22 protein-coding genes and 1 tRNA gene are annotated in these 24,140 nt (G+C 73.9%); 10 read left to right on the plus strand and 13 right to left on the minus strand.

Translation table 11 applies throughout. The features are described from left to right. Positions 1-3 precede the first annotated feature (3 nt). From ACA361_RS03275 to ACA361_RS03300, 6 genes are all read left to right on the plus strand, one after another. Positions 4-1,590, plus strand: coding sequence for a serine/threonine-protein kinase (locus tag ACA361_RS03275; RefSeq protein WP_375010259.1), 1,587 nt, complete (start codon positions 4-6; stop codon positions 1,588-1,590). Next, the gene (locus tag ACA361_RS03280) at positions 1,587-3,092 is read left to right on the plus strand and encodes a serine/threonine-protein kinase (RefSeq protein ID WP_375010260.1); all 1,506 of its coding nucleotides are present in this window, start codon (positions 1,587-1,589) and stop codon (positions 3,090-3,092) included. The genes ACA361_RS03275 and ACA361_RS03280 overlap by 4 nt, the downstream gene beginning before the upstream one ends. After that, complete coding sequence (locus ACA361_RS03285) at positions 3,092-3,715, plus strand: RDD family protein (RefSeq protein ID WP_375010261.1); 624 nt, start codon at positions 3,092-3,094, stop codon at positions 3,713-3,715. Before ACA361_RS03280 ends, ACA361_RS03285 begins: the two co-directional genes overlap by 1 nt. Positions 3,716-3,901: 186 nt before the next feature. Then, positions 3,902-4,864: an RDD family protein gene (locus ACA361_RS03290; RefSeq protein ID WP_375010262.1), complete on the plus strand. Its 963-nt coding sequence runs from the start codon at positions 3,902-3,904 to the stop codon at positions 4,862-4,864. Positions 4,865-5,048: 184 nt separating this feature from the next. Continuing rightward, complete coding sequence (locus ACA361_RS03295) at positions 5,049-7,829, plus strand: AAA family ATPase (RefSeq protein ID WP_375010263.1); 2,781 nt, start codon at positions 5,049-5,051, stop codon at positions 7,827-7,829. 88 nt (positions 7,830-7,917) lie between these two features. Then, positions 7,918-9,576: a toprim domain-containing protein gene (locus tag ACA361_RS03300; RefSeq protein WP_375010264.1), complete on the plus strand. Its 1,659-nt coding sequence runs from the start codon at positions 7,918-7,920 to the stop codon at positions 9,574-9,576. A 244-nt stretch (positions 9,577-9,820) separates the two neighbouring features. Here ACA361_RS03300 and ACA361_RS03305 read toward each other — a convergent pair whose 3' ends face one another. Next, positions 9,821-11,218: a sensor histidine kinase gene (locus tag ACA361_RS03305; protein ID WP_375010265.1), complete on the minus strand. Its 1,398-nt coding sequence runs from the start codon at positions 11,216-11,218 to the stop codon at positions 9,821-9,823. Between the two features lie 34 nt (positions 11,219-11,252). Here ACA361_RS03305 and ACA361_RS03310 point away from each other — a divergent pair, with 34 nt between their 5' ends. Continuing rightward, positions 11,253-12,119, plus strand: coding sequence for a hypothetical protein (locus ACA361_RS03310; protein WP_375010266.1), 867 nt, complete (start codon positions 11,253-11,255; stop codon positions 12,117-12,119). Positions 12,120-12,168: 49 nt separating this feature from the next. Here the strand turns inward: ACA361_RS03310 and ACA361_RS03315 are convergent, their stop codons facing one another. Further along, positions 12,169-12,444, minus strand: coding sequence for a WGxxGxxG family protein (locus ACA361_RS03315; RefSeq protein ID WP_375010267.1), 276 nt, complete (start codon positions 12,442-12,444; stop codon positions 12,169-12,171). Positions 12,445-12,940: 496 nt separating this feature from the next. On the opposite strand from ACA361_RS03315, the gene ACA361_RS03320 reads away from it, so the two are divergent. Beyond that, complete coding sequence (locus ACA361_RS03320) at positions 12,941-13,456, plus strand: hypothetical protein (protein WP_375010268.1); 516 nt, start codon at positions 12,941-12,943, stop codon at positions 13,454-13,456. 40 nt (positions 13,457-13,496) lie between these two features. On the opposite strand, the gene ACA361_RS03325 is transcribed toward ACA361_RS03320, so the two are convergent. Further along, positions 13,497-13,781 (minus strand): hypothetical protein, encoded by a 285-nt coding sequence (locus tag ACA361_RS03325; protein WP_375010269.1) that lies wholly within the window; start codon positions 13,779-13,781, stop codon positions 13,497-13,499. 843 nt (positions 13,782-14,624) lie between these two features. Between ACA361_RS03325 and ACA361_RS03330 the strand changes: the two genes are divergently transcribed. Then, positions 14,625-15,224 (plus strand): GNAT family N-acetyltransferase, encoded by a 600-nt coding sequence (locus ACA361_RS03330; RefSeq protein ID WP_375010270.1) that lies wholly within the window; start codon positions 14,625-14,627, stop codon positions 15,222-15,224. A gap of 56 nt (positions 15,225-15,280) precedes the next feature. Here ACA361_RS03330 and ACA361_RS03335 read toward each other — a convergent pair. The 8 genes from ACA361_RS03335 to ACA361_RS03370 form a co-directional block, all read right to left on the minus strand. After that, positions 15,281-15,354 (minus strand) — tRNA-Ala (locus ACA361_RS03335). 48 nt (positions 15,355-15,402) lie between these two features. Beyond that, entirely contained in the window at positions 15,403-15,948 is a 546-nt protein-coding gene (locus ACA361_RS03340; protein ID WP_375010272.1) for a hypothetical protein, read from the minus strand. Positions 15,949-16,148: 200 nt separating this feature from the next. Further along, positions 16,149-16,769 carry a GNAT family N-acetyltransferase gene (locus ACA361_RS03345; protein WP_375010273.1) on the minus strand — a complete coding sequence of 207 codons (621 nt, stop codon included), beginning with the start codon at positions 16,767-16,769 and terminating at the stop codon, positions 16,149-16,151. 55 nt (positions 16,770-16,824) lie between these two features. Further along, entirely contained in the window at positions 16,825-18,564 is a 1,740-nt protein-coding gene (locus ACA361_RS03350) for a DEAD/DEAH box helicase (RefSeq protein WP_375010886.1), read from the minus strand. Between the two features lie 36 nt (positions 18,565-18,600). After that, entirely contained in the window at positions 18,601-19,560 is a 960-nt protein-coding gene (locus ACA361_RS03355; protein WP_375010274.1) for a zinc metalloprotease, read from the minus strand. A gap of 441 nt (positions 19,561-20,001) precedes the next feature. Then, the gene (locus tag ACA361_RS03360; RefSeq protein ID WP_366618246.1) at positions 20,002-20,253 is read right to left on the minus strand and encodes a DUF3039 domain-containing protein; all 252 of its coding nucleotides are present in this window, start codon (positions 20,251-20,253) and stop codon (positions 20,002-20,004) included. Continuing rightward, positions 20,250-20,399 carry a hypothetical protein gene (locus ACA361_RS03365; RefSeq protein ID WP_375010275.1) on the minus strand — a complete coding sequence of 50 codons (150 nt, stop codon included), beginning with the start codon at positions 20,397-20,399 and terminating at the stop codon, positions 20,250-20,252. Before ACA361_RS03365 ends, ACA361_RS03360 begins: the two co-directional genes overlap by 4 nt. Positions 20,400-20,473: 74 nt before the next feature. Continuing rightward, the gene (locus ACA361_RS03370; protein WP_375010276.1) at positions 20,474-21,049 is read right to left on the minus strand and encodes a YqgE/AlgH family protein; all 576 of its coding nucleotides are present in this window, start codon (positions 21,047-21,049) and stop codon (positions 20,474-20,476) included. A 173-nt stretch (positions 21,050-21,222) separates the two neighbouring features. Between ACA361_RS03370 and ACA361_RS03375 the strand changes: the two genes are divergently transcribed. Then, positions 21,223-21,870 (plus strand): hypothetical protein, encoded by a 648-nt coding sequence (locus ACA361_RS03375; protein ID WP_375010277.1) that lies wholly within the window; start codon positions 21,223-21,225, stop codon positions 21,868-21,870. Positions 21,871-21,917: 47 nt separating this feature from the next. Here the strand turns inward: ACA361_RS03375 and ACA361_RS03380 are convergent, their stop codons facing one another. Together ACA361_RS03380 and ACA361_RS03385 are read right to left on the minus strand one after the other, a co-directional pair. Then, on the minus strand, positions 21,918-23,321 hold the full coding sequence (locus ACA361_RS03380) for an NAD-dependent malic enzyme (protein ID WP_375010278.1): 1,404 nt from the start codon (positions 23,319-23,321) through the stop codon (positions 21,918-21,920). Positions 23,322-23,421: 100 nt separating this feature from the next. After that, positions 23,422-24,120 carry an AAA family ATPase gene (locus tag ACA361_RS03385; protein ID WP_375010279.1) on the minus strand — a complete coding sequence of 233 codons (699 nt, stop codon included), beginning with the start codon at positions 24,118-24,120 and terminating at the stop codon, positions 23,422-23,424. Between the last annotated feature and the right edge of the window lie 20 nt (positions 24,121-24,140).

Genomic DNA, 24,140 nt, shown 5'->3' on the forward strand with positions numbered 1-24,140 from the left:
CACATGCCTGAACAGTTGGTGCTCGCGGGCCGTTACCGCCTGCTCGAACGGCTCGGCGGCGGCGGCATGGGCACGGTCTGGTCCGCGACGGACGAGACGCTCCGCCGGGAGGTCGCGGTCAAGGAGATCGTCCTTCCCGGGGAGCTGTCCGCGGAGCAGCGCGGCGTCGCGGTCGAGCGCGCGCGGCGGGAGGCCCGCGCGGCCGCGCTCATCGACCACCCCAACGTGATCACCGTCCATGACGTCGTGGTCGAGGACGGCCGCCCGTGGCTCGTGATGGAGCTGGTTCGCGGCGTCTCGCTGGAGCGGCTGGTCCGGGAGCACGGGCCGCGGCCGCCCGCGATGGTCGCGCGGGTCGGCCTCCAGGTGCTGGACGCGCTCCAGGCCGTCCACGCCAAGGGGATCGTCCACCGCGACGTGAAGCCGGACAACGTGCTCCTGGCGGACGACGGGGAGCGCGTCGTCCTCGCCGACTTCGGCATCGCGAGCGTGGAGAGCGACCCGTCCCTGACCAGGAGCGGCATGTTCGTCGGCTCGCCCGGTTACATCGCGCCCGAACGGCTCCGCGAGCGGCCGGTGGGGCCCGGGTCGGACCTGTGGTCGCTGGGCGCCACGCTCTACATGGCGGTGGAGGGCCGGGGGCCGTTCGATCGCGAGGACCGGATGGCGTCGCTCGGCGCCGTCCTCACCGAGGAGCCCGTGCCCCCGCGGCGGGCGGGCTCGCTGGCGCCCCTCCTCTGGTACCTGCTGCAGAAGGAGCCGGCGGCGCGGCTGCCCGCCGACGCCGTCCGGCAGGTCCTGCGGAACGTCGCGGACGGGAGGCCGTCGGGCCTGCGCGACCCGGTCCCGCCGCCCCCGCCGGCTCCGCCGGTCCCGGCCGCCGTACCGGCCGGTCCGCCGCGCCCGCCGGGGAAGGGGTCCCGCGCGTGGATCCCGCTGGCGTCGGGCGCGGCGGTCCTCGCGCTGGCCGCCGCCGCCATCGGCGCGGGCGTGGCCCTGTCGGGCGACGACCGCCCCGCCGCCTCCGAACCGCCGCCGAGGCCCGAGTCCGGCGCGCCCGCGCCGCCGCCGTCCCCCACGCCGAGCGCGGCGGCCCTCGACCTGTGCGGGCTCCTGACCGGCGACCAGATCGGCCGCCTGTTCCCGGCGGGAACGCCCGAGCGGGGCCGGGAGGAAGGCGAGAACTGCTTCTGGACCGCGCCCAAGCACGGCCTGAGCGTGGCGGACGAGAGCCGGATCGGATCCGGCGCGGCGCCCGACTCCGACGCCGCGGCGCACAACAGGTACGTCAGCAAGCGGAACGCGGAGTCCCGCGCGTCCGGCGGCATCTACTGGGGCTGGACTGAGATCGGCGTCCGGCACGTCCGGGCGAGCCGGACCGCGGCCCGCGCCGTCCCCGGAATCGGCGACGAGGCGTTCGCCTACACGGTGACCGGCCTGACCGAGCCCATGGACAAGGCATACGTCGTCTTCCGGTCGGGCAAGGTCGTCCTGGAGGTCATGTACGCGTACGAGCGCGGCGCGAGCTCCCCGGAGAAGGCGTCCCAGGCGGCCCGCTGGGCGGCCCGGAACCTGGCCGGGCGGGCATGACCGCGGAACGCGTGATCGCCGGCCGCTACCGCCTCGTCCGGAGGCTCGGCCAGGGCGCCATGGGCGTCGTCTGGCGCGCGCGGGACGAGGAGCTCGGCCGGGACGTCGCGGTCAAGGAGCTGCTCATCTCCGAGCGGCTCGGCCCGGAGGAGCGCGAGCAGGCCGCGCGGCGCGCGATGCGGGAGGCGCGCGCGGCGGCGCTCCTCAAGCACGAGTCGATCGTGACCGTCCATGACGTCGTCATCGACGGGGGCCGCCCGTGCATCGTCATGGACCTCCTGCCCGGCCGTTCCCTGGACGCCATCGTGGACGAGGAGGGGCCGATGCCGCCCGACCGGGCGGCGCGCGTCGGGCTCGACATCCTGGCCGCGCTCCGCGTCGCGCACGCGCGGGGCGTCCTGCACCGCGACGTCAAGCCCGACAACATCTTCCTGCGGGACGACGGCCGCGCCGTCCTCACCGACTTCGGGCTCGCCTCCCTGGAGGGCGACGCGCCGCTCACACAGGAGGGTTACCTGGTCGGCTCGCCCTCGTTCATGGCGCCCGAGCGCGTCCGGCGCGAGCCCAGCGGTCCCGCGTCCGACCTGTGGTCCCTGGGCGCGACACTGTACGGGCTCGTGGAGGGACGCCTGCCGTTTCCCCAGACGTCCCTCGTGGGGACGCTGAGCGCCGTGCTGACGGAGGAGCCCGACCACCCGGAGTCGGCCGGGCCGCTCACCCCCGTCCTGCTGGGACTTCTCGTCAAGGACCCGGCCGCGCGGCTGACCGCCGAGGAGGCCGCGCACGCGCTGCGCGCCCTGGCGGCGGGCGAGCCGTCCCTCCCCGCGACGCCGCTCCCGCCGGGGCCGGGGGCGTTCCTCCCCGTTGCCCGGCCCATGATCCCCGCCTCCGCCGCCCCGCCCCGGAAGGGCGGGCGGGGACGGCGGATCGCGGTGGCCGCGGCGGCCTGCCTCGCCGGGGCGGCCGCGGTGGCGTGCGCGGCCTTTCTCGTGTTGAAGGCCGGTTCCGGGGATCCCGATTCCGGGGACGCGCGGCCGAGAACGGCCGCGAGCGCAACTGCCGCCGCGCCCGCCCGCTTCGCGGCCCCGCCGGACCCCTGCGGCCTGATCACGGCCGAGCAGGCGTCCCGGCTCGTCCCGTCGTTCTCCACGTCGAACGGCTCCGACCGGGACGCCACCGGGACGAGCAGGTCCTGCTCCTGGTCCACCGGCGCGGTCGCCGAGGGCGACGACGCCCTGGACGTCGAGGTACGGGCCGCGTCCGGCGCCGCCGACGCCCGCCGCGAGTTCGGCGAGGAGCGCCGGAACGCGACCGCCGTGACGAATCTCGGCGGCCTGGGAGAGGCGGCGTTCGCCCACAATGCCGCCGGTGACTCAATAGTCTTCTTTCTCGTCGATAACCTCACCGTCGAGGTGCGGTACGGGTCCGAGCGACTCGACCCCTATCGGCAGGCCGTCAAGGCCGCCCGCTGGGTCCACGCGTCGATCGAGGATGAGCAGTGATGAGCGAGCCGCCGCCCAGGTCCCCCTGGTCCGATCCCGCCTACTCCCCCTCCCCGCAGCCCCCGCAGCCCGGGCAGCCGCCCGCGTACGGCGTCCGGTACGGGGCGCCCCCGCAGCACGGGGCGCCGTACGGCGTCCCGCCCGCCAAGCCCGAGATCCCCGGGCTCGGGTTTCCGAGCCGGCGGCTGGTCGCCCGGCTCATCGACATCTCGATCTCCGTGACCGCCGCCGTCGCGGCGGGCGTGACGCTGGCGGCCGCGACGGCGAACGCGGACAACGAGATCCCGCCGCCCGCGATCGCCGGGATGTTCGTGATCATCCTGGGCGGCATCTGGGGGTACGAGGCCGTCCAGCTCGCCGTGTGGGGCCGCACGCTGGGCAAGCGGGTGATGAAGCTGCGCGTGGCGCCAAAGAGCGACATCGACGCCCCGCTCCCGGCGGGCCGCGGCCTCGGGCGCGCGGCGGCGTACCCGCTGCTGTTCACGATCATCGGGGCGCTGCCGCTGATCGGCCTGGTCAGCACGCTGAACGTCCTGTGGCACCTGTGGGACCGGCCGCTGCGCCAGTGCCTGCACGACAAGGTGGCCGGCACGGTGGTCGTGGACGCCCGCGTCCGTCCCTGAGAATGCGTCCGGACGCCCTTTCGTATTCCGATCTCCGCCAGCAAGCCGGTTTCGACGGGGTTTGCCGGGATGCGACGAAATTTGACGAAACCTGACGGAATCTGACGGAAACGGTCACCTCGGGACATCCCGGTCGATACGATCGGGCGTCACGGTGAGCGGCTTTCGTCTCGAAGGTGGCGTCACATGCAAGATCTGCCGGCTTTCTCGTCCGCCTCGTACGCGATGCCACCGGTGCGCACCCCGGCGTTCGCCGCGGTGGACGCCGCGTTCCCCGCTCCCGTGCGGCGGCTGGCGGCGCGCGCCATCGACCTCGCCGCGGTCCTGACCGGAGCGGCGCTGCCGGCCTGGGGGTTCGCCGCCGCCACCGGCCGGGGCCCCGCGGCGCTGCTGGCGGCCATGCTGACGGCGGTGCTCGCGGCCGGGTTCGCCTACGAGGCCGTCTCCCTGGCCGGATGGTCGCGGACCCCGGGCAAGCGGCTGCTCGGGCTGCGGGTCGTCGGGGCCGACGGGGCGCCGCTGAGCCGCCGTACGGCCGTCCTGCGGGCCGCGGACTTCCCGCTGGGGGTGGCGGTCGCGGGGCTGGTCCCCGTCCTCGGGCAGATCCTCTGGGTGCTGGACGCGCTCTCGCTGCTGTGGGACCGGCCGCGGCGGCGCTGCTGGCACGACCGGCTCGCCGGAACGGTCGTCATCGGAACCGACGCCCGGCCCCGCGCGGGCGGCCCGGCGGCGCCGGTGCCCGCGCCGCCCGGACGGCGGCTCGCGGCGCGGCTCATCGACCAGCTCCTCGTGGCCGTCCCCGCCGCCGGGCTGGCCGCGCTCTGGACCGCCGCCGCGGGCGGCCCGGCCCTCCGTACCGCCGCCGGCGGGCTGCTGATCTACGCGGCGTGCCAGGTCGCGTACGAGGGCGCCCTGTCGGCCGCGTACGGCGGGACGCCCGGCAAGCGGCTCCTGGGCCTGCGGGTCCGGGACGCGGCGGGCGGGCGCCTCTCCCCGGGGCGGGCGTTCGGGAGGGCGCTCTGCTTCCCGCTGGCCTTCCCGCTCGTCCCGGTGCTGGGCGCGCTGGACGTCCTGTGGGCGCTGTGGGACCGCCCGTCCCGGCGGTGCCTGCACGACAGGGCGGCGGGCACCGTGGTCGTCCGGGGATAGGAGATAGTGGTCCGAAACCGACATTAGGATCGCGCGTACGCCCTCGACGAACGTGCGGACAGGCCGGGGTCCAGGACAGTTCAATGGGGGGTTGGGAGGGCGCCGCCCGGCGCCGGTGAAGAACTCAGGCAGTTCGGAACCATAGGCTGTTACCCCGGTTTTGTTCACTCTTGGGGAGAATGCGTTGCGGCTGCCGGAGCATCTGGAGCTACTGCTCACCGACGAGCCGGTCCTCGACGTCTACTCGTACGGTCCCTGGCGGGTGCCCGGCGGGCTGTTCGAGGAGATCGGCGAGCGGATCGACGCGCTAGCGGCCGACCCGCGCTGCGCCGGGCTCACCACCGACGAGCACAAGCTGCTGACGCTGCCGGCCTCGCTCGTCACCGCGGAGATCTTCGGGATCCTGGCGTTCCTGCCCGGCGGCGGCGCGATCAAGGCCGGCTCCTGGTCGCAGCTGCCCGAGCGGCTACTGCACCGGCACCTGCTCAACCCCGGCCCGCTGAGCACCCGGATGACCCGCTGGGACGCGCCGGGCGGCCGGTGGCGGCCGCCGGTCGACTGGCTGATCGAGGCGCCCGACCGGGAGCTGGCGATCACGCTGGCCCGCGAGTGCCTGGAGGTGCTGGAGGGCATCGAGCCGCTGGACGAGCGGCGCCGCGCGCTGCTGCGGCTGTACGAGAACCCGCCCGAGTGCGACGTCAACGTGGCCAAGATGGAGCTGCGCGAGCACTGGCACGCCCACGCCGGCGAGGAGATCCTCGCCGCCGTGCCCGAGCTGATGGGCCCGGTCGGCTACCTGGAGTGGGTCTCGGCCGGGCTGCTCGCCGCGTACGAGCACCTGGTGAGCGTCGCGCCGCGCGACGAGACGGTCGAGACGCACCTGATCCAGCTGCTGCTCCAGGGCAGCATGGAGCACGTGCCGGCCGAGCTGTCGGCGGCGCTGGGCGAGGACCGCTACCAGGAGCTCCAGGCGCGCTTCCCGGCCGAGCGGCGCGGTTTCAAGCCCGGCCCGTGGCAGGAGCGCACCCGCGCCTGGCTGGTGCGGGCGCTGGCCGCGGGCGCGGCCGACGCCTGCCGGGCCTGGCTGGACATGGCGATGCGGTGGATCGCGATCGTGCAGGGGCTGCCGGGCGACCCGTGGTTCCCCAAGCCCGAGTGGATCCCGGTCGGCCAGTTCCAGACCGACCTGCGGCGGCTGTACGCGCCGCGCCGCAAGATCGTCAACCCGCTGGTGGACCGGCTGAAGGTCGCGCCCGCCGGCTCCGGGGGCACCGCCGGCGGCGCCGCGGCCGCGCCGGGCACCGCGGCGGCCAAGGTCGCCGACGTGACCAGCACGCTGGTCGGGCAGCCCGAGGTCTCCCGGGCGCTGGCGGAGCTGGACCGCGAGGACGGGCCCGTCCGGCTGCTGATCGCCGGCCCGGACGGCACCGGCAAGCGGGACGCCGCCCAGGAGGTCGCCCGGGCGCTCAACCTGGGCCGCGACCCCGTCTGGCTGACCGACAACCTGTTCGCCGGGCAGCGGCTCTCCGACGCGGTCGCCAAGCTGCACGCCGACACGCGCGACTGCGCGGGCGAGCGGGTGCTGATCATCGAGGGCCTGGACGGCATCGTCACCGACCCCGGCAACGGCGAGGCCCTCGCGGGCGAGCTGCACCGGCTGCTGGCCGTCCATCCGGAGCTGAGCCTGGTGGCGCTGTGCGACGCGGGCGGCGAGGAGCGCATCCGCGAGGTCGATCCCGTGCTGACGCACCGGTTCCGTGTCGTCCGCACCCGGCCGTTCGACGAGGACGCGCACGCCGAGCTGTTCCGCCGCGCCCTGAAGGAGCGCGGCGCGCGGGCCACCCGGCACGCCCTCACCGCCGCCGGCGCGCTGCTGGCGGCGACCCCGCCGGTGCAGACGCTCCGCAACGCCCGGCTCGCCCCGTACCTGGCCGACCTGGTCGTGGAGGCGGTACGGGCCCGTACCGAGGACGGCGCCGAGCCGGTGGTCGGCAAGCGGGACATCCCGGCGACGCTGGACACCACGCAGAGCGCGGGCGACCCGATGACCGAGCTGCGCGAGCTGACCGGGCTGGAGACGGTCAAGCGGGAGATCGGGCTGCTGGTGGCCGAGACGCGGGCGGCGCGGCTGCGCAGCGACTCCGGGCTGCGGATCAGCGCCCCGACCCGGCACATGGTCTTCACCGGCAACCCCGGGACGGGCAAGACGATGGTGGCCCGGCTGCTCGGCCGGATCTACAAGAAGCTCGGCGTGCTGTCGTCCGGGCACGTGGTGGAGGCGTCCCGCGCCCACCTGGTCGGCGAGTACATCGGCCAGACCGCGCCGCGCACCCGCCGGCTGGTGGAGCGGGCGATCGGCGGCGTGCTGTTCATCGACGAGGCGTACACGCTCACCCAGTCCCCGCTGAAGAGCGACTACGGGCACGAGGCCATCGCCGAGCTGGTCAAGCTGATGGAGGACCACCGGGACGACCTGGTGGTGGTCGTGGCGGGCTACCAGCGGGAGATGGCCGACTTCCTGGCCGCCAACCCGGGGCTGGACTCGCGGTTCCCCAAGCAGCTGCACTTCCCCGACTACACCGACGCCGAGCTGGTCAAGGTGTTCGAGCAGCTGGCGGCGGCCGACGGCTTCCGGCTCGCGCCGGGGACGACCGACCTGCTGCGCACGACGCTGCGCCGCGTACCGCGCGGGTCGTCGTTCGGCAACGGGCGGCTGATGCGCAACCTGCTGGACGTCGCGGTGGCCAACCAGGCGCAGCGGATCGCGTCGGCGGAACGCGACGCCCGGCGCGCCGAGAAGAACGGCTCCGCCCCCGCCAAGCCCGCCGGGAAGCAGCCCGCCGGGAAGAAGGCGGCCGGGAAGAAGGCGGCGTCCCCCAGCAAGGACGACCTGATCACGCTGACGGCCGCCGACCTGCCGCCCTTCCTGGACCATCCGGAGGAGCTGTTCGGCCTCTACCTGTGACCGTGGGGCTTTGGGTGGGTATGTCCTAGTTGCGAGTCCCGGGTACGCAGCTTCCCCGCCCGTACGCCCGACGGCGAGGAGGCCCGGCATGCCCGCCCCCCGTACCGACCGCGCGCACCCTGGCAGGCTGCCCGCGGTACTGCGCGACATGGCCGCGCACGAGGCCGCCCTGCTGCGCGACGGGACGCTCCCGTGGACCTGGTGGCTGGAGCGCGCCGCGCGCTTCGGCCGGCGGTACGGCTTCACCGACACCCTGCTGATCGCGGCGCAGTGGCGGGCCGCCGCCGACGTCCGCACGTACGCCGCCTGGCTCGCGGCAGGCCGCCAGGTCAGGCGGGGCGAGACGGCGATCCGCCTGCTGTCGCCGGCCCCCGGCGGCGGGCTCCGGTCGGTCTTCGACATCGCCCAGACCGACGGGCTCCCGCTCCCGTCCCGCCCGCCGGCCCCGCCGCCCGAGGTCCGCGCGGCGCTGGCCGCCCTGGCGTCCCGGCACGGGGTCCCGCTCCCGCCGGCCGCGCTCGACGACGTCCAGTCCGTCGCCCTCCTCGCCCACCGGCTGGCCCACGCCCTCGCCCACGGCGGCGACCCGGGCGGCTGCCGCGGGGTGCGCCGGGTGGAGGCCGACTCCGTGGCGTTCCTGGTGCTGCGGCACTTCGGGCTGCCGGCCGGGCACCTCCGCTTCCCCGAGGGCGCCGCGCCGTACGCCATCGCCGGCGTGGGCGACCGGATCCTCCGCACCGCCCGGCGGATCTGCGCGGCCGACCCGTCCCGCCGGGCGCTCATGGCCGCGGCGCACCGCTTCTTCCGGGACCGGCTGGAGGACGGCTGGGTGCCCGCCTACCTCGCCGGCCGCGGCTTCGCGCGTACCGCGCAGCGGCGCTGGGGCCTCGGGTACGCGCCGCCGGGGCCGCGCGCCCTGACCGACCACCTGCGCGCCGGCGGGCACGGCGACGAGGCGGTCATCGCCGCCGGGCTGGCGCGGCGCGACCGGTCCGGCGGCGTCCGCGACATGTTCCGCGACCGCGCGATGTTCCCGATCCGCACCGGGGACGGGACGGTCGCCGGCTTCATCGGCCGCCGCGCCGACGGCGGCACCGGGCCCAAGTACCTGAACGGGCCGGAGACCGGCTCGTTCCGCAAGGGCGAGCTGCTCTACGGCCTGTACGAGTCCCGCGGGCGGCTGCGCGGCGGCGGGGCGCGGCCGGTGGTCGTCGAGGGCCCGCTGGACGCGATCGCCGTCGCCCTCGCCGCGCCCGGCCACGCCGCCGTGGCGACGCTGGGGCTGTCGCTGACGGCCGCCCAGCTCGCCGCGCTCGGCCAGGTCGCCGACCTCGATCGGACGGGGCTGGTGGTCGCCCTGGACGGCGACCCGGCCGGGCGGACGGCGACGCGGCGGCTCTGGGAGACGCTGGCCGGGACCGGCGGCCCGCTGGACGCCGTACGGCTCCCCGCGGGCGCCGACCCCGCCGACGTCCTGCGGGACGGCGGCCGCGCGGCCGTACGGGACGTGCTGGCCGCGCCGGAACCCCTCATCGACCTGGCCGTCGACACGGCGGTCCGGGCCCGCGGCGGCGCCCTGGAGACCCCGGAGGAGAGGCTCGCGGCGGTACGATCGGCGGCGGCCGTGATCGCGCGCGGCCGGCCTTCCGACGCGGCGCGGCAGGTGGTCCGGGTCGCGGGCCTCGCGAACGTGCCGTACGACCTCGTCACCGGCGAACTGGTCACCGTGATCTGTAACTCTCAGTAGCGATCGGACCACCGAACGCATCCGCTCTACCGCTCGCCGACGATCCCGCGATCGGCGTAAACCTACGCGCCGGTACGCAATAGCTTCATCGCGCCCTGCGAAGGAGCTCGCCGGCTCCCCTGTGGGGGGCGGGCGGCGGCGCCCCGAGTGCCGCCGCTCTAAGGAGCCGGCGGAACGCCCACGCGCAGGGCGGGGGGACGGGGTCACGGCGGCCGGTTGAAGGCGCGCACCGGTCGCCGTGACCCTAGGACTCCTCCCGGGCCTGGGGCAGGCACAGCACGAAGCGGGCGCCGGGGCCGTGCTCGGCGACCTCCAGCGTGCCGCCGTGCGCGGCCGCGATCTCCCGCGCCAGCGGCAGCCCGAGGCCGCTGCCGCCGCGGTCCAGCCGCCGGCCCGCCGCCAGCCGGGTGAACCGCTCGAACACCCGCTCGCGGTCCTCGGCCGCGATCCCGTCACCGTCGTCGGTGACCGTCACCAGCACCTGCGCGCCGTCCGCCTCGACCTCCAGGTCCACCCGCTCCGAGGCGTGCCGGACGGCGTTGTCGAGCAGGTTCGTCAGCAGCCGGTCGAGCTGCACCGGCGACCCCAGCACCGGCGCGCTCCCCGCCAGGTCCCCCTGGACGTGGACGCGCGGATTCGTGCGGCGCTCGATCTGCTCCGCCGCCAGCCGGCTCACGTCCACCACCCGCCGGGCCGGGCCGCCCGCCCCCGCGTCCAGCCGGGCCAGCATCAGCAGCTCCTCCACGATCGCCGCCAGCCGCCTCGTCGCCCGCAGCGCCCGCCCGTTCGCCTCCGGCCAGTCCGTCTCGTCCGGGTACGCGCCGTCCACCTCCAGCTGCGTCTGGAGGGCGGAGATGGGGCTGCGCAGCTCGTGCGAGGCGTCCGCGACGAACCGGCGCTGCGCCTCGGCCGACCGTTCCAGCCGTTCCAGCGTGGCGTTCGTCGTCTCCGCCAGCCGGGCGATCTCGTCCCCGCCCGCCGGTACCGGGACCCGCCGGCTGAGGTTCTGGCCGCTGATCTCCTCCAGCTCGCGGCGGATCCGCCGTACCGGACGCAGCGTCGCGCCGACGGTGAACCACGCGACCAGCGCGACCATCGACACGGCGAACGGGGTGCCGCCGTACACCAGCAGGTTGAGCCACATGAGGCCGCGGTTCACGTCCGACATGTTCGCGGCGGTGTAGACCAGCCGGTCGCCCTCGGACGACCTGACCCGCAGGGCCACCACGAGGTAGTCGTTGTCGTTCTTGTGGGCGACGCCCGGGAGCTCGATCTCCCGCGTGGCGATCTGCTCGTACTCCGCCGGCGCGAACGCGGCGATCCGCCCCCGCGCGAGCATCCCCTCCGAACCCGCCACGACCCGGCCGTCCCGGTCCACGACCTGCACCAGGAAGGAGCGCTTCGGGACCGTCGTGAGCCGGAGCGTGCGCGGCAGCCGCCCCACCCGCGCGTCGCTGGCCACCCGCCGCGCCACCAGCTCGGCCCGCGACTCCACCGCCTCCCGCAGGTTGCCCGGAACCGTCGACAGGATCAGCGTCGACGTCGTCGAGAAGACCCCGGCCGCGATCAGCGCGGCCAGCGCCGTCAGCTTCCCCCGCAGCGAGCGCGGCCGCAGGCGGCGCGCCGCGGCCGGAACGTACAAGACTCCGAGCCCACGCCGGTACCACGATGAGGGCATGAGCATCGACCTTTCCGCGGCGGCCGGCTTCATGGCCACGCACGCTCGCGTTCTGGACCGGCGCCGGTTCCAGCTACTGGTGGGAGAGACCGACGCCGCCGCCGTACTGGCGGCCCTGGACGCCTACCGCAATCCCGACGGCGGCTACGGCTGGGGCCTGGAGCCGGACCTGCGCTCCCCGGAGAGCCAGCCGGGCGCCGCCCTGCACGCGTTCGAGGTCTTCGAGGACGTCCCGGGCCCGCACGCCCGCGCGCTCTGCGACTGGCTGGACTCGGTCACGCTGCCGGACGGCGGGCTGCCGTTCGCGCTGCCGCTGACCGTCGCCGCCGGCACCGCCCCGTGGTGGGCGGGCGCCGACACGACGTCCTCGACCCTGCAGATCACCGCGATCTCCGCCGCCTCGGCGCACCGCGTACCGGACGTCGCCGGGCACCCCTGGCTCGACCGCGCCACCCGCTACTGCCTCGACGCGATCGAGGCGCTGGACGAGCGGCCGCCCGCCTACATCCTGGCGTTCGCCATACGGTTCCTGGACACCGTCCACGACGTCCACCCCGAGGCGCCCGGGCTGCTGCGGCGCCTGGCCGGGTACGTCCCGGCCGACGGCCGGATCGCGGTCGAGGGCGGCACGGAGGACGAGTTCCTGCGCCCGCTCGACCTCGCCCCGCTCCCGGGACGGCCCGCCCGCGAACTCTTCACCGAGGACGTCATCGCCGCCGACCTGGACCGGGTCGCCTCCTCCCAGCAGGCGGACGGCGGCTGGACGGTCGACTACGCCAAGATCTCCCCGGCGGGAGCCCTCGACTGGCGCGGCCACGCGACCGTGCAAGCGATCAGCCTGCTGCGCCGCAACGGCAGGGCCTGACGGCGCGACCGCGTCCCGTCACCGAAGACGGGACGCGGCCTGCGCGGCGTCACCGCCCATGGACGGTCGGACGCTCGCTGACACCGGTGTCGGAGTGCTGCTTGCGCCGCATCCCCATGAGCCCCAGCAGGCCCAGCAGGCCCGCGAGCCCCCAGAGGCCGCCGTTGCCGCCGCCGCTGTCGTCGTTGTTGTTGTCGGGCGTCTTCTGCTTCTGCGCCTGCTCCGCCACGACGACCCCCTGCTGCGCGGGTTCCGCCATCGCGGCCGCCGTCGGACCGAAGAGGACGAACAGGCCCATGCCCGCTGCCACCAGGAACTTACGCATATCTCTCTCCCCCCATATTTTCGAGCGATCCTTCCGGATTACTCGAGACGAGTTGCGATCGTTCCAGTACAACTACGGTCCGTTCCCTGAGCAGGCCCCCCATAACGGTCATTGCGCACGACTTACCAAAAACACACCCTGCTCACGACCAGTCCCCGGCAAAGCGGCACCGCGAAATGATTTCCATCGACGACCGGCCATGAAAGGACGTACAATCCCCCTCGCCTCAGAAGCCATGAGACCTCTCATCGACCCGGCGGGTGGGCGAAGACCTCGCCCGAACACCTGCCGTAGGAGACGTTCAGCGTGTCCAGCCGTCCCCACCCGCGAACCGCTGATCGATCCGCCGGCCCAGCGTCCGCCGCTGCCGCAAGACCGCTCGCCCACGCCGGACACGCACCCATTGCACCGTCACATCCACGGCGAACCGGAACCCTCCCCCGTGCCGGATCGTCCTATCGGCAGCGTTCGTGAGGACCGCTTCCGAGGAGCCGCTGTGGACGCCAACACGGTCACGGCCATCTGCGCGACCTTCATCGCCGTCATCTCCCTGGCCGTCTCCATCCAGCAGGCACGCGCCGTACGCGAGCACAACCGCCAGTCGGTCCGGCCCCTGCTGCAACTGCTGCACTCCCGGCAGCGCGGCGGCATCACCGGGATAAGGCTCGTCAACTGCGGTCTCGGCCCCGCCGTCATCACCGGGTCGGTCCTCAAGCTGGACGGCCGCCTCCTCGGAAGCTGGGACGAGCGCACCGTGAACGGCTTCCGCGAGGACCTCGTCCCCCGCCCGGGCGTGGCGACGTTCACCGAAGGCTTCGCCCTCCCGGTCGGTTACGACGAATACATCCTGTCCCTTGACGACTTCGACCCGAACGCCAACGCGGATTTCTGGAAACTCATCAGGCACCGCATCGACCTGGAAATCCACTACGAATCCCTGTACAGCGGCGAACGCTACAAGGCCATCCTCCCCAAAGCACCGCCAAGAGCGCCTGACGGCCGGCAGGCGTAGACGCGGCGATCAAGAATTCCGAGCCTGGAGCCGCACCGACTCACCGCGAGCACTCAAGGCCGGGCACCAGCGCGGCGGCGAGCTCGTGCACCGCCCCGCGCAGACGGGCGTCGCCGCCGTCCGCGGTGATCCGCCGGGCGAGGTCGCCGCCGAACGCCCCGAGCAGCACGTGCGCGAGGAACGCGGCGGCGGCACCGGGGCGCAGCTCGCCGATGAGTCCGGTGAGGTGATCGTGCCAGTAGCGGTACGCCGGGTCGTCGTACTCGCCGGACGCGCACGCCTGCTCGTGGGCCGCGATCAGTGCGATGTTCCGCGCGGCGAGCACGGCCGGCTCGTCGAGGAAGGCCAAGAACCGCGCACGGGGCGGCGCGCCGGGCCCCAGCGGCGGCGGCCCGTCCTCGATCGCCGCTGGGGCCCGGCGCCGGGGAGCGCATCGTAGCGTTCGGGGCCGGCGCCTGGGCGCAGCGGGCCGCGTTCGACACCGGCAGTGTCGCCGCCGTGCCCCCATCGCTGGACCTGGACGACGCTGCCGCCATCACCGCGCTACGGAAGCTGCGCGACACGGGCTCCATCATGGGTCGCCGGGTGCTGATCACCGGCGCGTCCGGCGGCGTCGGGCGGATGGCGGTGCAGCCGGCCCGGCTCGGCGGCGCGCACGTCATCGCCTCGGTCGGTTCCCCGAACGTGCGCGAACTCGGCGCCGACGAGATCGTCGTCGGGCTCGACGGCATCGAAACCCCGGTGGACGTGGTGCTGGACAACGTGGGCGGGCGGGCACCTCGTCACCGCCTGGAGCCTCCACGCCCCGGCGGGAGTCTGCAGAGCATCGGCTGGGTGGCCGGCGAGCCCGCCGAACTCGACGTTCGCTCCCGGCGCGGCCAGGGACCCTGCGGTCGTTCGGCGATGTGTCCCGCCCGGCCCCGACCTGGCCGTCCTGACCGACCTCGCCGCCATCACCGCCCAGATCGGCTGGCGCGACCCGTGGACCGGCCTCTCGGCCCCCGTCACCGCCCTCCTCGACAGACGCGTCCAAGGAAAAGCCATCCTGGACCTCGCCCCAACCACCCACGACATCGAGCACTGAAGATCGGCCTCCGCTCCCGCGCACATCACAACGCGCGCCAGAGGAGGAAACATGAGCCGAACACCGCCGAATCGCAGGAAACGGATGCTCACCCTCACAGAGATCGCCGAGGACCCACAAGCCCTGACGTACTCCACGAGCCTGAGCGACGGTTCACCAGCCGTGTTCCGGCCGCTCGTCCACGCCGACGCTGAACGGCTCGCCCTCTTCCTGGGCGGCCTGTCCCCGGAGTCGCGGCGGTTCAGCACGTTCGACGGGTACGACCTCGCGGCGGCGCGGGACCTGTGCGCCGCGATCGCGCGCTACGACAAGCTTCGCCTGGTACTCGAGGACACGGCCTCGGGAACGATCGCCGGCCTCTTCGAGCTCAGCCTCGCGATCACGGCCGGGGACACGGCGCGCTACCGAGCGGCGGGGGTCCACCTCACCGAGACGACCGACTGCCGCTTCGGCCCCACCCTCGCCGACGCCTACCAGGACCGCAACGTCGGGACGCTGACCTTCCCACTGCTCACGGACGTCGTACGGCGCCTCGGCAGGACGAGGATCATCCTGTGGGGCGGCGTCCTCGCCGATAACGCCCGCGCCATCCGGTTCTACGAGAAGAACGGCTTCCGACACATCGGCTCGTTCACCGGCCCCGATGGCCTCCGCTCGATGGACATGATGCGCGACCTGCACTAACGCCCTTAACGCCAAAAGGCCGGTTCCCGAGTACGGGGACCGGCCTTTGACCTGGGTGGAGCTGAGGGGATTTGAACCCCTGACCCCCTCGATGCGAACGAGGTGCGCTACCGGACTGCGCCACAGCCCCAAGGACTCCGTTAGATTAGCAAACTCCGGAGGGTGCTCGCGCACCCGTTTACTCTCCGACGGCCTTGCGGTCGTCCGCGTACTGGTCGAAGACCTCCTCCTCGGCGGGGGCGACCAGCTCGATGATCTCTGCCTTGGGCTGCTCGGCGGCGTGCCGGGCGGCCTCGGCCTCGGCCTCGGCGCGGCGGGCGGCGGCGGCGCGGGCGGCGCGTTCCTGGCGGCGGGCGATGTCCATGCCCACGGCGACGCGGAGCAGGGCGAGATGGCCCGCCAGGAGGAGGGCCGGGGGCATGGTGATCCACCACGGGGCGACGCCGGCGGCGGTGACGACGGCCGTGGTGGCCAGGAGGAGGCCCAGCCCGGAGGTACGGCGGCGGCGCCTGGCGATGACGGCGGCACGGCCCGAGCGGCGGCGCGGCGCGGGCTCCGCGGTCTCGGCGGGCGCCGGGGGCTCGGTGACCTCGTCGAGGTCCTCCTCGTGCTCCTCGGGCCTGGTGCGCGCGGTCTTGGAGTCGACGTCGCGCCGCAGCCACATGGGGACGAGGACGACGGCCCAGACGGCGACGATGGCCAGGTAAAGGACAGCACTGCTCACCGGCCCACCGCCGGGGCCAAGGGCGGGCCGACTTTCGGCGCGCGCACGTGCATTGGGAGCAGGGTCACGTCCCGCACGGTACGAGTCCGTGTCAGAGGTTGACGAGCATAAGAACCGGTGTGTCGCGAGATCGAGACCGGTGTTACTCTCCGTTTGCCCTGCCTTCTCGATCGCAGGATTCTTACCGGTGAAAGTCAGGCTCAGGGAAATGCCTGCCTGCGGTCCGCCGGCCCGCGGGCGCGCAGACCTTGCGGAACGTCCTCGACGGTCAGGGCGTAGCAGATGTGGTCACGCCAGGCGCCGTCGATGTGCAGATGGCGGCGGCGAATTCCCTCTTCCCGGAATCCGAGTTTTTCCACCACCCGGCGGCTTGCGGAGTTCTCCGGGCGAATATTGGCCTCCACCCGGTGCAGGCCGACGGTGAAGAAACAGTGGTCGACCGCCATGGCGACGGCGGTGGGGATCACGCCGCGGCCGGCGACCCGGCGGTCGACCCAGTAGCCGATCTGGGCGGACCGGGCGGAACCCCACACGATCGCGCCGATGGTCAGCTGCCCGGCGAAGTCGCCCTCGTACGTGACGACCCAGGGCAGCGCGAGGCCCTGCCGGGCCTCGCGGCGCATGGTGTGGACCATGGTGAGGTACGGGCCGAGGCCGCTGCGGAAGAGCGGCGTCTCGGGATTGGTGGGCTCCCAGGGGCGCAGCCAGTCGGCGTTGCGTACGCGCTGATCGCGCCACGCGGCAGCGTCACGGTGCCGGAGCGGGCGCAGCCCGACCGGGCCATCGGTCAGGGTGACCGGCCAACCCCGCAATCGTTCCACGGCTCCATGATTCCCTGGTAGGGCCTCCGGACGCCATCATTGTCCCCGACATTCGTCAGCGGCGGCGGGCCGCCCACTCGCGGATCTTGGCGATCCGGGCGCGGATCTCGTCGGCGGACGCCTGCGGGATCGCGGGGCCGCCGCAGGTACGGCGCAGCTCGGAGTGGATCACGCCCTGGGGCTGGCCGGTGCGGTGGTTCCAGGCGTTGACCAGGCCGTTCAGCTCCTTGCGGAGGGCGTGCAGGTCCTCGGCGGCGGTACGGTCGGCGCGCGGATCGCCGGTCTTGCGCTTGCGCTCGTTCTTGACCTGCTCGGCCTGGCGCTTGCGGAGGAGGGCGCTGACCTGGTCCGGTTCGAGGAGGCCCGGGATGCCGAGGTACTCCTCTTCCTCGGCCGAGCCGGTGGCGGCCTGCATGCCGAACTCGCCGCCGTCGTACAGGACGCGGTCGAACGTGGCGGACGCCTCGACGGTCTCGAACGGCAGCTCCTCGCCCACGTCGGGCGTGTCGCGCTCGCGGTTGGCCTCGGCGAGCAGGTCGTCGTCCAGGCCGTCCTCGCGGACGGGCCGGTCGAGGACGTGGTCGCGCTCGGTCTCCATCTCCGCGGCGTGGCTCATCAGGGTGGGCACGGACGGCAGGAACACCGAGGCGGTCTCGCCGCGCCGCCGGGCGCGGACGAAACGGCCGATGGCCTGCGCGAAGAACAGCGGCGTGCTGGTGGAGGTGGCGTAGACGCCGACGGCCAGCCGCGGGATGTCGACGCCCTCGGACACCATCCGGACCGCGACCATCCACCGGTCGTCGGTCTCGCCGAACGTCTTGATCTTCTTGGACGCGGTGGGGTCGTCGGAGAGCACGATGGTGGCGCCCTGGCCGGTCACGGCGCGCAGCATCTTGGCGTACGCGCGGGCCGCCTCGTGGTCGGTGGCGATCACCAGGCCGGCGGCGTCCGGGATCGCGCGGCGCAGCTCGGTGAGCCGGCGGTCGGCGGCGGCCAGCACCTGCTTGATCCAGTCGCCCTTGGGGTCGAGCGCGGCCCGCCACGCCTGGGACGTCTGGTCCTGGGTGAGCGGCTCGCCGAGGGTGGCGGTGATCTCGTCGCCGGCCCGGGTGCGCCAGCGCATCTCACCCGCGTACGCGAGGAAGATCACCGGCCGGACGACGCCGTCGGCGAGGGCCGGGCCGTACCCGTAGGTGTAGTCGGCGCGGCTGCGCCGGATGCCGTCCGGGCCCTCCTCGTACTGGACGAACGGGATCGGGTTGATGTCGGTCCGGAACGGCGTGCCGGACAGCGAGAGCCGCCGCGCCGCGGGCTCGAACGCCTCCCGTACGGCGTCGCCCCAGGACAGCCCGTCGCCCGCGTGGTGCACCTCGTCGAAGATGACCAGCGTCTTGCGGGACTCGGTGCGGTTGCGGTGCAGGGCCGGGCGCGCGGCGACGGTCGCGTAGGTGACGGCGATGCCGTGGAACTCCTTGCCGACCGGGCCCTGGCCGTTCTGGTACTCGGGGTCGATCCGGATCCCGACGCGGGACGCCGACTCCGCCCACTGCCGCTTGAGGTGCTCGGTCGGGCAGATCACCGTGATGGCGGCGACGATCCGGCGGTCGAGCAGTTCCCTGGCCAGGCGCAGCGCGAACGTGGTCTTGCCGGCGCCGGGGGTCGCCACGGTGAGGAAGTCGCGCGGCCCCGGAAGGCTGCCATCGCTGCCGAAGTAGGCCTCGAGCGCCTGCTGCTGCCAGGCGCGCAGGGACGAGGCCGTCCCCCAGGCGGCCCGCTCGGGGAACGCGGGGGGCATGTCCGATGCGGCGAAAGTGCTCACGGTCATCGAAGGCTACCGACCCCCACCGACAGATCGCGCCGCCGCGCCCCGATCCGGGCTCCCGCCGACGGCCCGGTACGCGGCCCAGGAGGCCCGGATACGCCGGGCCTGACCACGGGTGAACTCGCGCATGCAGGCGTCGGCGGCGTAGTTCATGAAGTTCCGCACAGGGTCCCTCCCCGGCCGGTCGCAGGTGTTCCGCGAGCGCGGGCAGCCCTCGGCCGGGCGCGCCTCGTACGGGGTGTCATCCACGCCGTCGCCCGGTGCCCGGCAGCCGTTCTCGAACGTGTGGAACAGCCCCAGCCAGTGCCCCACCTCGTGCGCCGCCGTGTGGCCCCGGTCGTAGTTGGCGAACGAGCCGCCCGGCAGCGTGCGGTGGTCGATGACGACGCCGTCGCCGGCCGGGTCGTCCGCGTACCACTGCGGGAACGTGGAGAACCCGAGCACGTCGGAACCGACGTTCGCGGTGTAGACGTTGAGCGTCCGGCGCCCTCCCTTCCGCAGTGTCGTCTTCATCTCACGCTCGTACCGGTCCGGCGCGCGGTACCAGCGGCCCCTGGACGTGCTGTCGTAGCCCGCCAGCCGGAACCGGACCCCCGTGTCGACGCCGCCCCTGCCGCCCCCGTACGCGCGGTTCAGCGTCGCGACCTGCCTCCGCGCGGCCGCCCGCGGCACCCGCCCCGCGGCGCCGTCGGTGACGACATGGAACCAGACGGGTACGACAATCCCCCGAGCCGTGCCCCGCTCCTCGTCCCGCGCCCTGCTCAGCGCCCCTGACTGCCCGTCCGGCGCACCGTTCGGCACCTCGTCCGGCTCCGCGTACAGCGTCCTGTCCAGCGCCGCCTCGTCGGCCGTCCCGTACCGGGCGGCCAGCGTCCGCCGGAGGTCTCCCAGCATCCCCGCGACGTCCAGCCGCGTCCCGCCGTGAGCCCCGTGCCGCCCCTCGGCCGCCACGCGGCGCCCGCCCGCCACGCGCCGGCCGTGCTCACCGTGGGCGCAGTGGGCGTCAGCTTCGGCTTTCCTCAGAGAAAGGGAAGCCTTTCGGTCAGGTGACACAGGATCCCTACTCACCGCTCCCGCCGTCGCACAGAAAGTGACGGACAGTGCGCACAGCAAGACCGCCAGGGTCCGGCCCATCAGTTGTTCCCCCGAGTTTCGGCACGTCGCGTTCCCGGCACCGATCGTCCCGTGACGGGCCCGGGATCGCGAGCCGCCCGGGCTCACTCGGCGTGCCGCCGCCCCCGGACGACCGCCGGCACGGAGGAAGGACCGTCACGGAGACCGACGGTCATGGAGGAAGGACGGTCATGGAGGGAGGACGGTCACGGCCGGGGACGCGTTCGCCCCCGGCCGGGCGGGCGCGGCCGGGGGCGAGCGGAGGGTCCGCTACTCGTCCTTGTCCTGCTCGTCGTCCTACTCGTCCTTGTCGCCGCCGCCCGACTGCATGGACTCGTAGATCTCCTTGCACTCGGGGCAGACGGGGTACTTCTTCGGGTCCCGGTTGGGGACCCAGACCTTGCCGCACAGCGCGATCACCGGGGTGCCCGTGACGGCACTCTCGGTGATCTTGGCCTTCTTCACGTAGTGCGCGAACCGCTCGTGGTCGCCGTCGCCGTGCGAGAGATCCGGCCGGGTGTCGCTCTCGGGAAGGATCTTGGTGCTCACGTGCCCTCCTCGCCCAGCGGCTCGGTGGCCGCGTCCGCATGGCTGCTGGTGGTCCGCCAGGCCATCGCGGTCGTCCGCGCGGCCGGCGCTCGTCGTCTGCGGGCCGCCCCGCCGCCCGCCGGTGCCGGCGCGCCGTTTCGGCCCACCCCACACCTTAGTTCAGCGCCGGGGCAGCTCTGTTCGGCGTTTCGTACCCCGCCCCGCCCCGCCCGGAGAGCGGTCAGTTGAGCGTGGGGTCCTCGGGGAACGTGGAGACGAACGCGAGATCGCCGCCCTGCCGGCGCAGGACCTCCTGCCAGAGGCGCTCGGGATCGCCGGCGAACACGTCGCCGGCCTCGGCCGGGACGAGGTACCAGGCGCCCTCCTCGACCTCGGCGTGCAGCTGGCCGGCGGACCAGCCCGCGTATCCGGCGAAGACGCGCAGCTGGAGCAGCTCCGGGGCGAGCAGGGCGGGCGGGGCGTCCAGGTCGACCAGGCCGACCCGGGAGACCTCGGAGCCGCCGTCGAGGGCGCGCCAGCCGAGCGGCTCGTCCTCGCCGGGGAGCCGGGCCAGGGCGAGGGCGTTGTCGAGCGCGACCGGGCCGCCCTGGAAGACGACGGGCGGGCCGGTCGCCAGCTCGGCCCACGGCGGCAGGACGCGGTCGACGGGCACCTCGGTCGGCCGGTTGAGGACAACTCCGAGCGTTCCGCCTTCGAAGTCGTGTTCCACCACCAGGACGACACTCCGCCTGAAGTTGGGATCTTCCAGCTGGGGGCTCGCGACCAGCAGGAGCCCCACCCTGATGCCGTCTTCCATGGGTTCCATGATGCGTTGCCGGGAGCCCCGGCGGCACGTCCCCCCAGTCGTTAGCCTGTTATGCGTTCCAAATCTTCGGGGATACAAGCACAATACGGGTCCGGGTCAATAATGATCTAGGTAGCGGCCGTGCGCGGGTGCGGACCGGCGGGCGGTGAGCCGGGAGGAACGCGATGCAGTTGCCCAGGGTCGTCATCGCCGCCGTCTTCTTCGTCATCGGGGCGCTGATCGCCGTGCCCGCGCTGGCGAACGCGATGTCGTCACCGGACGAGACCCCGAACGAGGCGCGGACCACGGCCAGTGGCAGCCCGACCGCCTCGCCGTCCAAGAGCCCGTCGAAGAGCCCGTCGCCGTCCGGGAGCCCGAGCGCGACGCCCGCGCTGCCGCTGCGGGTGACGATCGGGGCGGTGGAGTGCCCGTCCCGGCAGGTGCGGATCACGATCCGCAACACCGGGCCGCAGAACGCCGACTACGCCATCGAGAGGAACGACGGCAGCGAGGCCGTGCCGGGCCGGATCGGCGCCGGGGCGTCCCGGACGAGCACCGTGCAGTTGCGCGAGGACCGCCGTACCCGCATCCAGGTGACGTACCGCAACCAGCCGGTCGAGACGAAGACCGTCACCGCGAACTGCCGCAGGGCCGAGGCGGCGCCCGCGCCGACCGACTCCCCCGAGGACGAGCTGCCGCGCACCGGCCCGGACTCGGCGCTGTGGGCCCGCGCCGCGACCGGCGGCGCCGCGATGATCACGGGCCTGATCATCCTCTGGTACGGCGGGATCTGGCCGCGTCGCCGCGAGCAGGTCTTCGCGAAGAGGAAGTGACCGCCGGACCCCGCCCGGAGCGGGGCCCGGGCCCGGACCAGGACCCGTCAGATCTCGGTGCGGGGCCGCCCGCCGGCGGCCTCGCGGACGGCGCCCGCGACCCGCGGGCTCACGTCGGCGTGGAACACGCTCGGGATGATGTAGTTGGGGCCCAGCTCGTCGGGCGTCACGACCTCGGCCAGCGCCTGCGCGGCGGCCAGGAGCATCGGCTGGGTCACCTCGGTCGCCTGGGCGTCCAGCAGGCCGCGGAAGACGCCGGGGAACGCCAGCACGTTGTTGATCTGGTTGGGGTAGTCGCTGCGGCCGGTGGCGACGACGGCGGCGTGCTCGCGGGCCTCGTCGGGCGACACCTCGGGCTCGGGGTTGGCGAGCGCGAACACGATCGCGTCGTCCCTCATCGTCGCGATGTCGGCGCCCTGGAGGATGCCGGGCGCGGAGACGCCGATGAACACGTCGGCGTCCTTGACCGCGCCGCGCAGGTCGCCCGCGTAGCCGTCGGCGTTGGTGTTGTCGGCGATCCAGCGCAGCGAGTCGTCGAGGTCGTCGCGGCCCTTGTGGACCGCTCCCTTGTAGTCGCAGACGATGAGGTCGCGGGCGCCCGCGTGCATGAGCAGCCGCAGGATCGCGGTGCCGGCCGCGCCGGCGCCCGCCATCGCGATGCGGACCGCTCCGATCTCCTTGCCGACGACGCGCAGCGCGTTGGTCAGCGCGGCGAGCACGCAGATCGCGGTGCCGTGCTGGTCGTCGTGGAAGACCGGGATGTCCAGCAGCTCGCGCAGCCGCGCCTCGACCTCGAAGCAGCGCGGCGCGGAGATGTCCTCCAGGTTGATCCCGCCGAACGTGGGGGCGAGGATCTGCACGGTACGGACGATCTCGTCGGTGTCCTGGGTGTCCAGGCAGATCGGCCAGGCGTCGATGCCGGCGAACCGCTTGAACAGGGCCGCCTTGCCCTCCATGACCGGCAGCGCGGCCTCCGGGCCGATGTTGCCGAGGCCGAGGACGGCGGAGCCGTCGGTGACCACCGCGACGCTGTTGCGCTTGACGGTCAGCCGGCGGACGTCCTCGGGGTTGCGGGCGATGGCCAGCGAGACGCGGGCGACGCCGGGCGTGTACGCCATGGACAGCTCGTCACGGGTACGCAGCGGCACCTTCGACTGCATCTCGATCTTGCCGCCGAGGTGCATGAGGAACGTCCGGTCGCTGACCTTGTGGATCCGGACGGCGTCGATCTTCTCCAGCGCGGCGGCGATCGACTCGGCGTGCTCGGTGTCGCGGGTGGCGATCGTGACGTCGATGCGCAGCGTCTCGTGCCCGGCCGTGTTGACGTCGAGCGCGGTGACGATGCCGCCGGCGTTCTCGACCACGTGGGTGATCTGGCTGACGGCCTTGCCGCCGGCCGGAACCTCCAGGCGGACGGTGATGGAGTACGACACGCTGGGCACGCTGGCCACGACTTGCTCCCTCTGCTCCCGGGTACGTCCTTGTCCCGCCTGCATCGTCCCACGTGGGGCCGGTGCGCCGGTGCGGCCGGCGCCCGGCTCCACCGCCGGCTCAGACCGCCCGGGCCGCGGTCGTGATCAGCTCAACGGCGGCGGGCTCGGGGAGCCTCGTGGTGTCGATCACGAGGTGGTAGAGCCGTGGATCGGCGGGATCGGCCCCGTAGAAATGCTTCACGTAGGCCGCTCGGGCGCGGTCATTGTCATCGAGCATACGCTCAACATCGCGCTGGGACGTCCCGCTCACCGGGATCTCGCCCGTTCCGTGCCCCGGCCGGTCGCCCGTTCCGGCGGCCGGCTCGGGGTCGGCGCCGGCGAGCGCGCGGGCCAGCCGGCGGCCGCGCGGGCCGTCCAGCCGTACGTGCAGGGCATCGGGCCGGTCGGCGAGCAGGACGGCGCCGGCGCGGCCCAGGATGACCCCGCCGTCGCCGTCGGCGGCGCGGCCGATGATCCGCTCGGTGTGGGCGACGAACTCCTCCTCCGGGACGAGGGTCCGGTCGGGGAGGTAGACGTCCATGCCGCCCAGCGAGACGGTCGGCAGCCGCGCGGCGCCGGCGAGGATGCGGCCGAGCCCGCTCTCGGCGCGGCCGTCGTGCGCGAGCGCCTCTTCGAGCGTGCAGCCGATCTCCGCCGCGACGGTGGCCGGGATCGCGCGGTCCACGAAGGGCAGCCCGAGCCGGCCGGCGACGGCGGGGCCGATGGAGCTCCCGCCCGCGCCGTACGTGGCGGAGATCGTCACGACGCGTGCGCTCACACCGCCATCATGCCCGTTTT

The organism is Actinomadura sp. 21ATH, assembly GCF_041951345.1.
Taxonomy (GTDB): Bacteria; Actinomycetota; Actinomycetes; order Streptosporangiales; family Streptosporangiaceae; genus Spirillospora.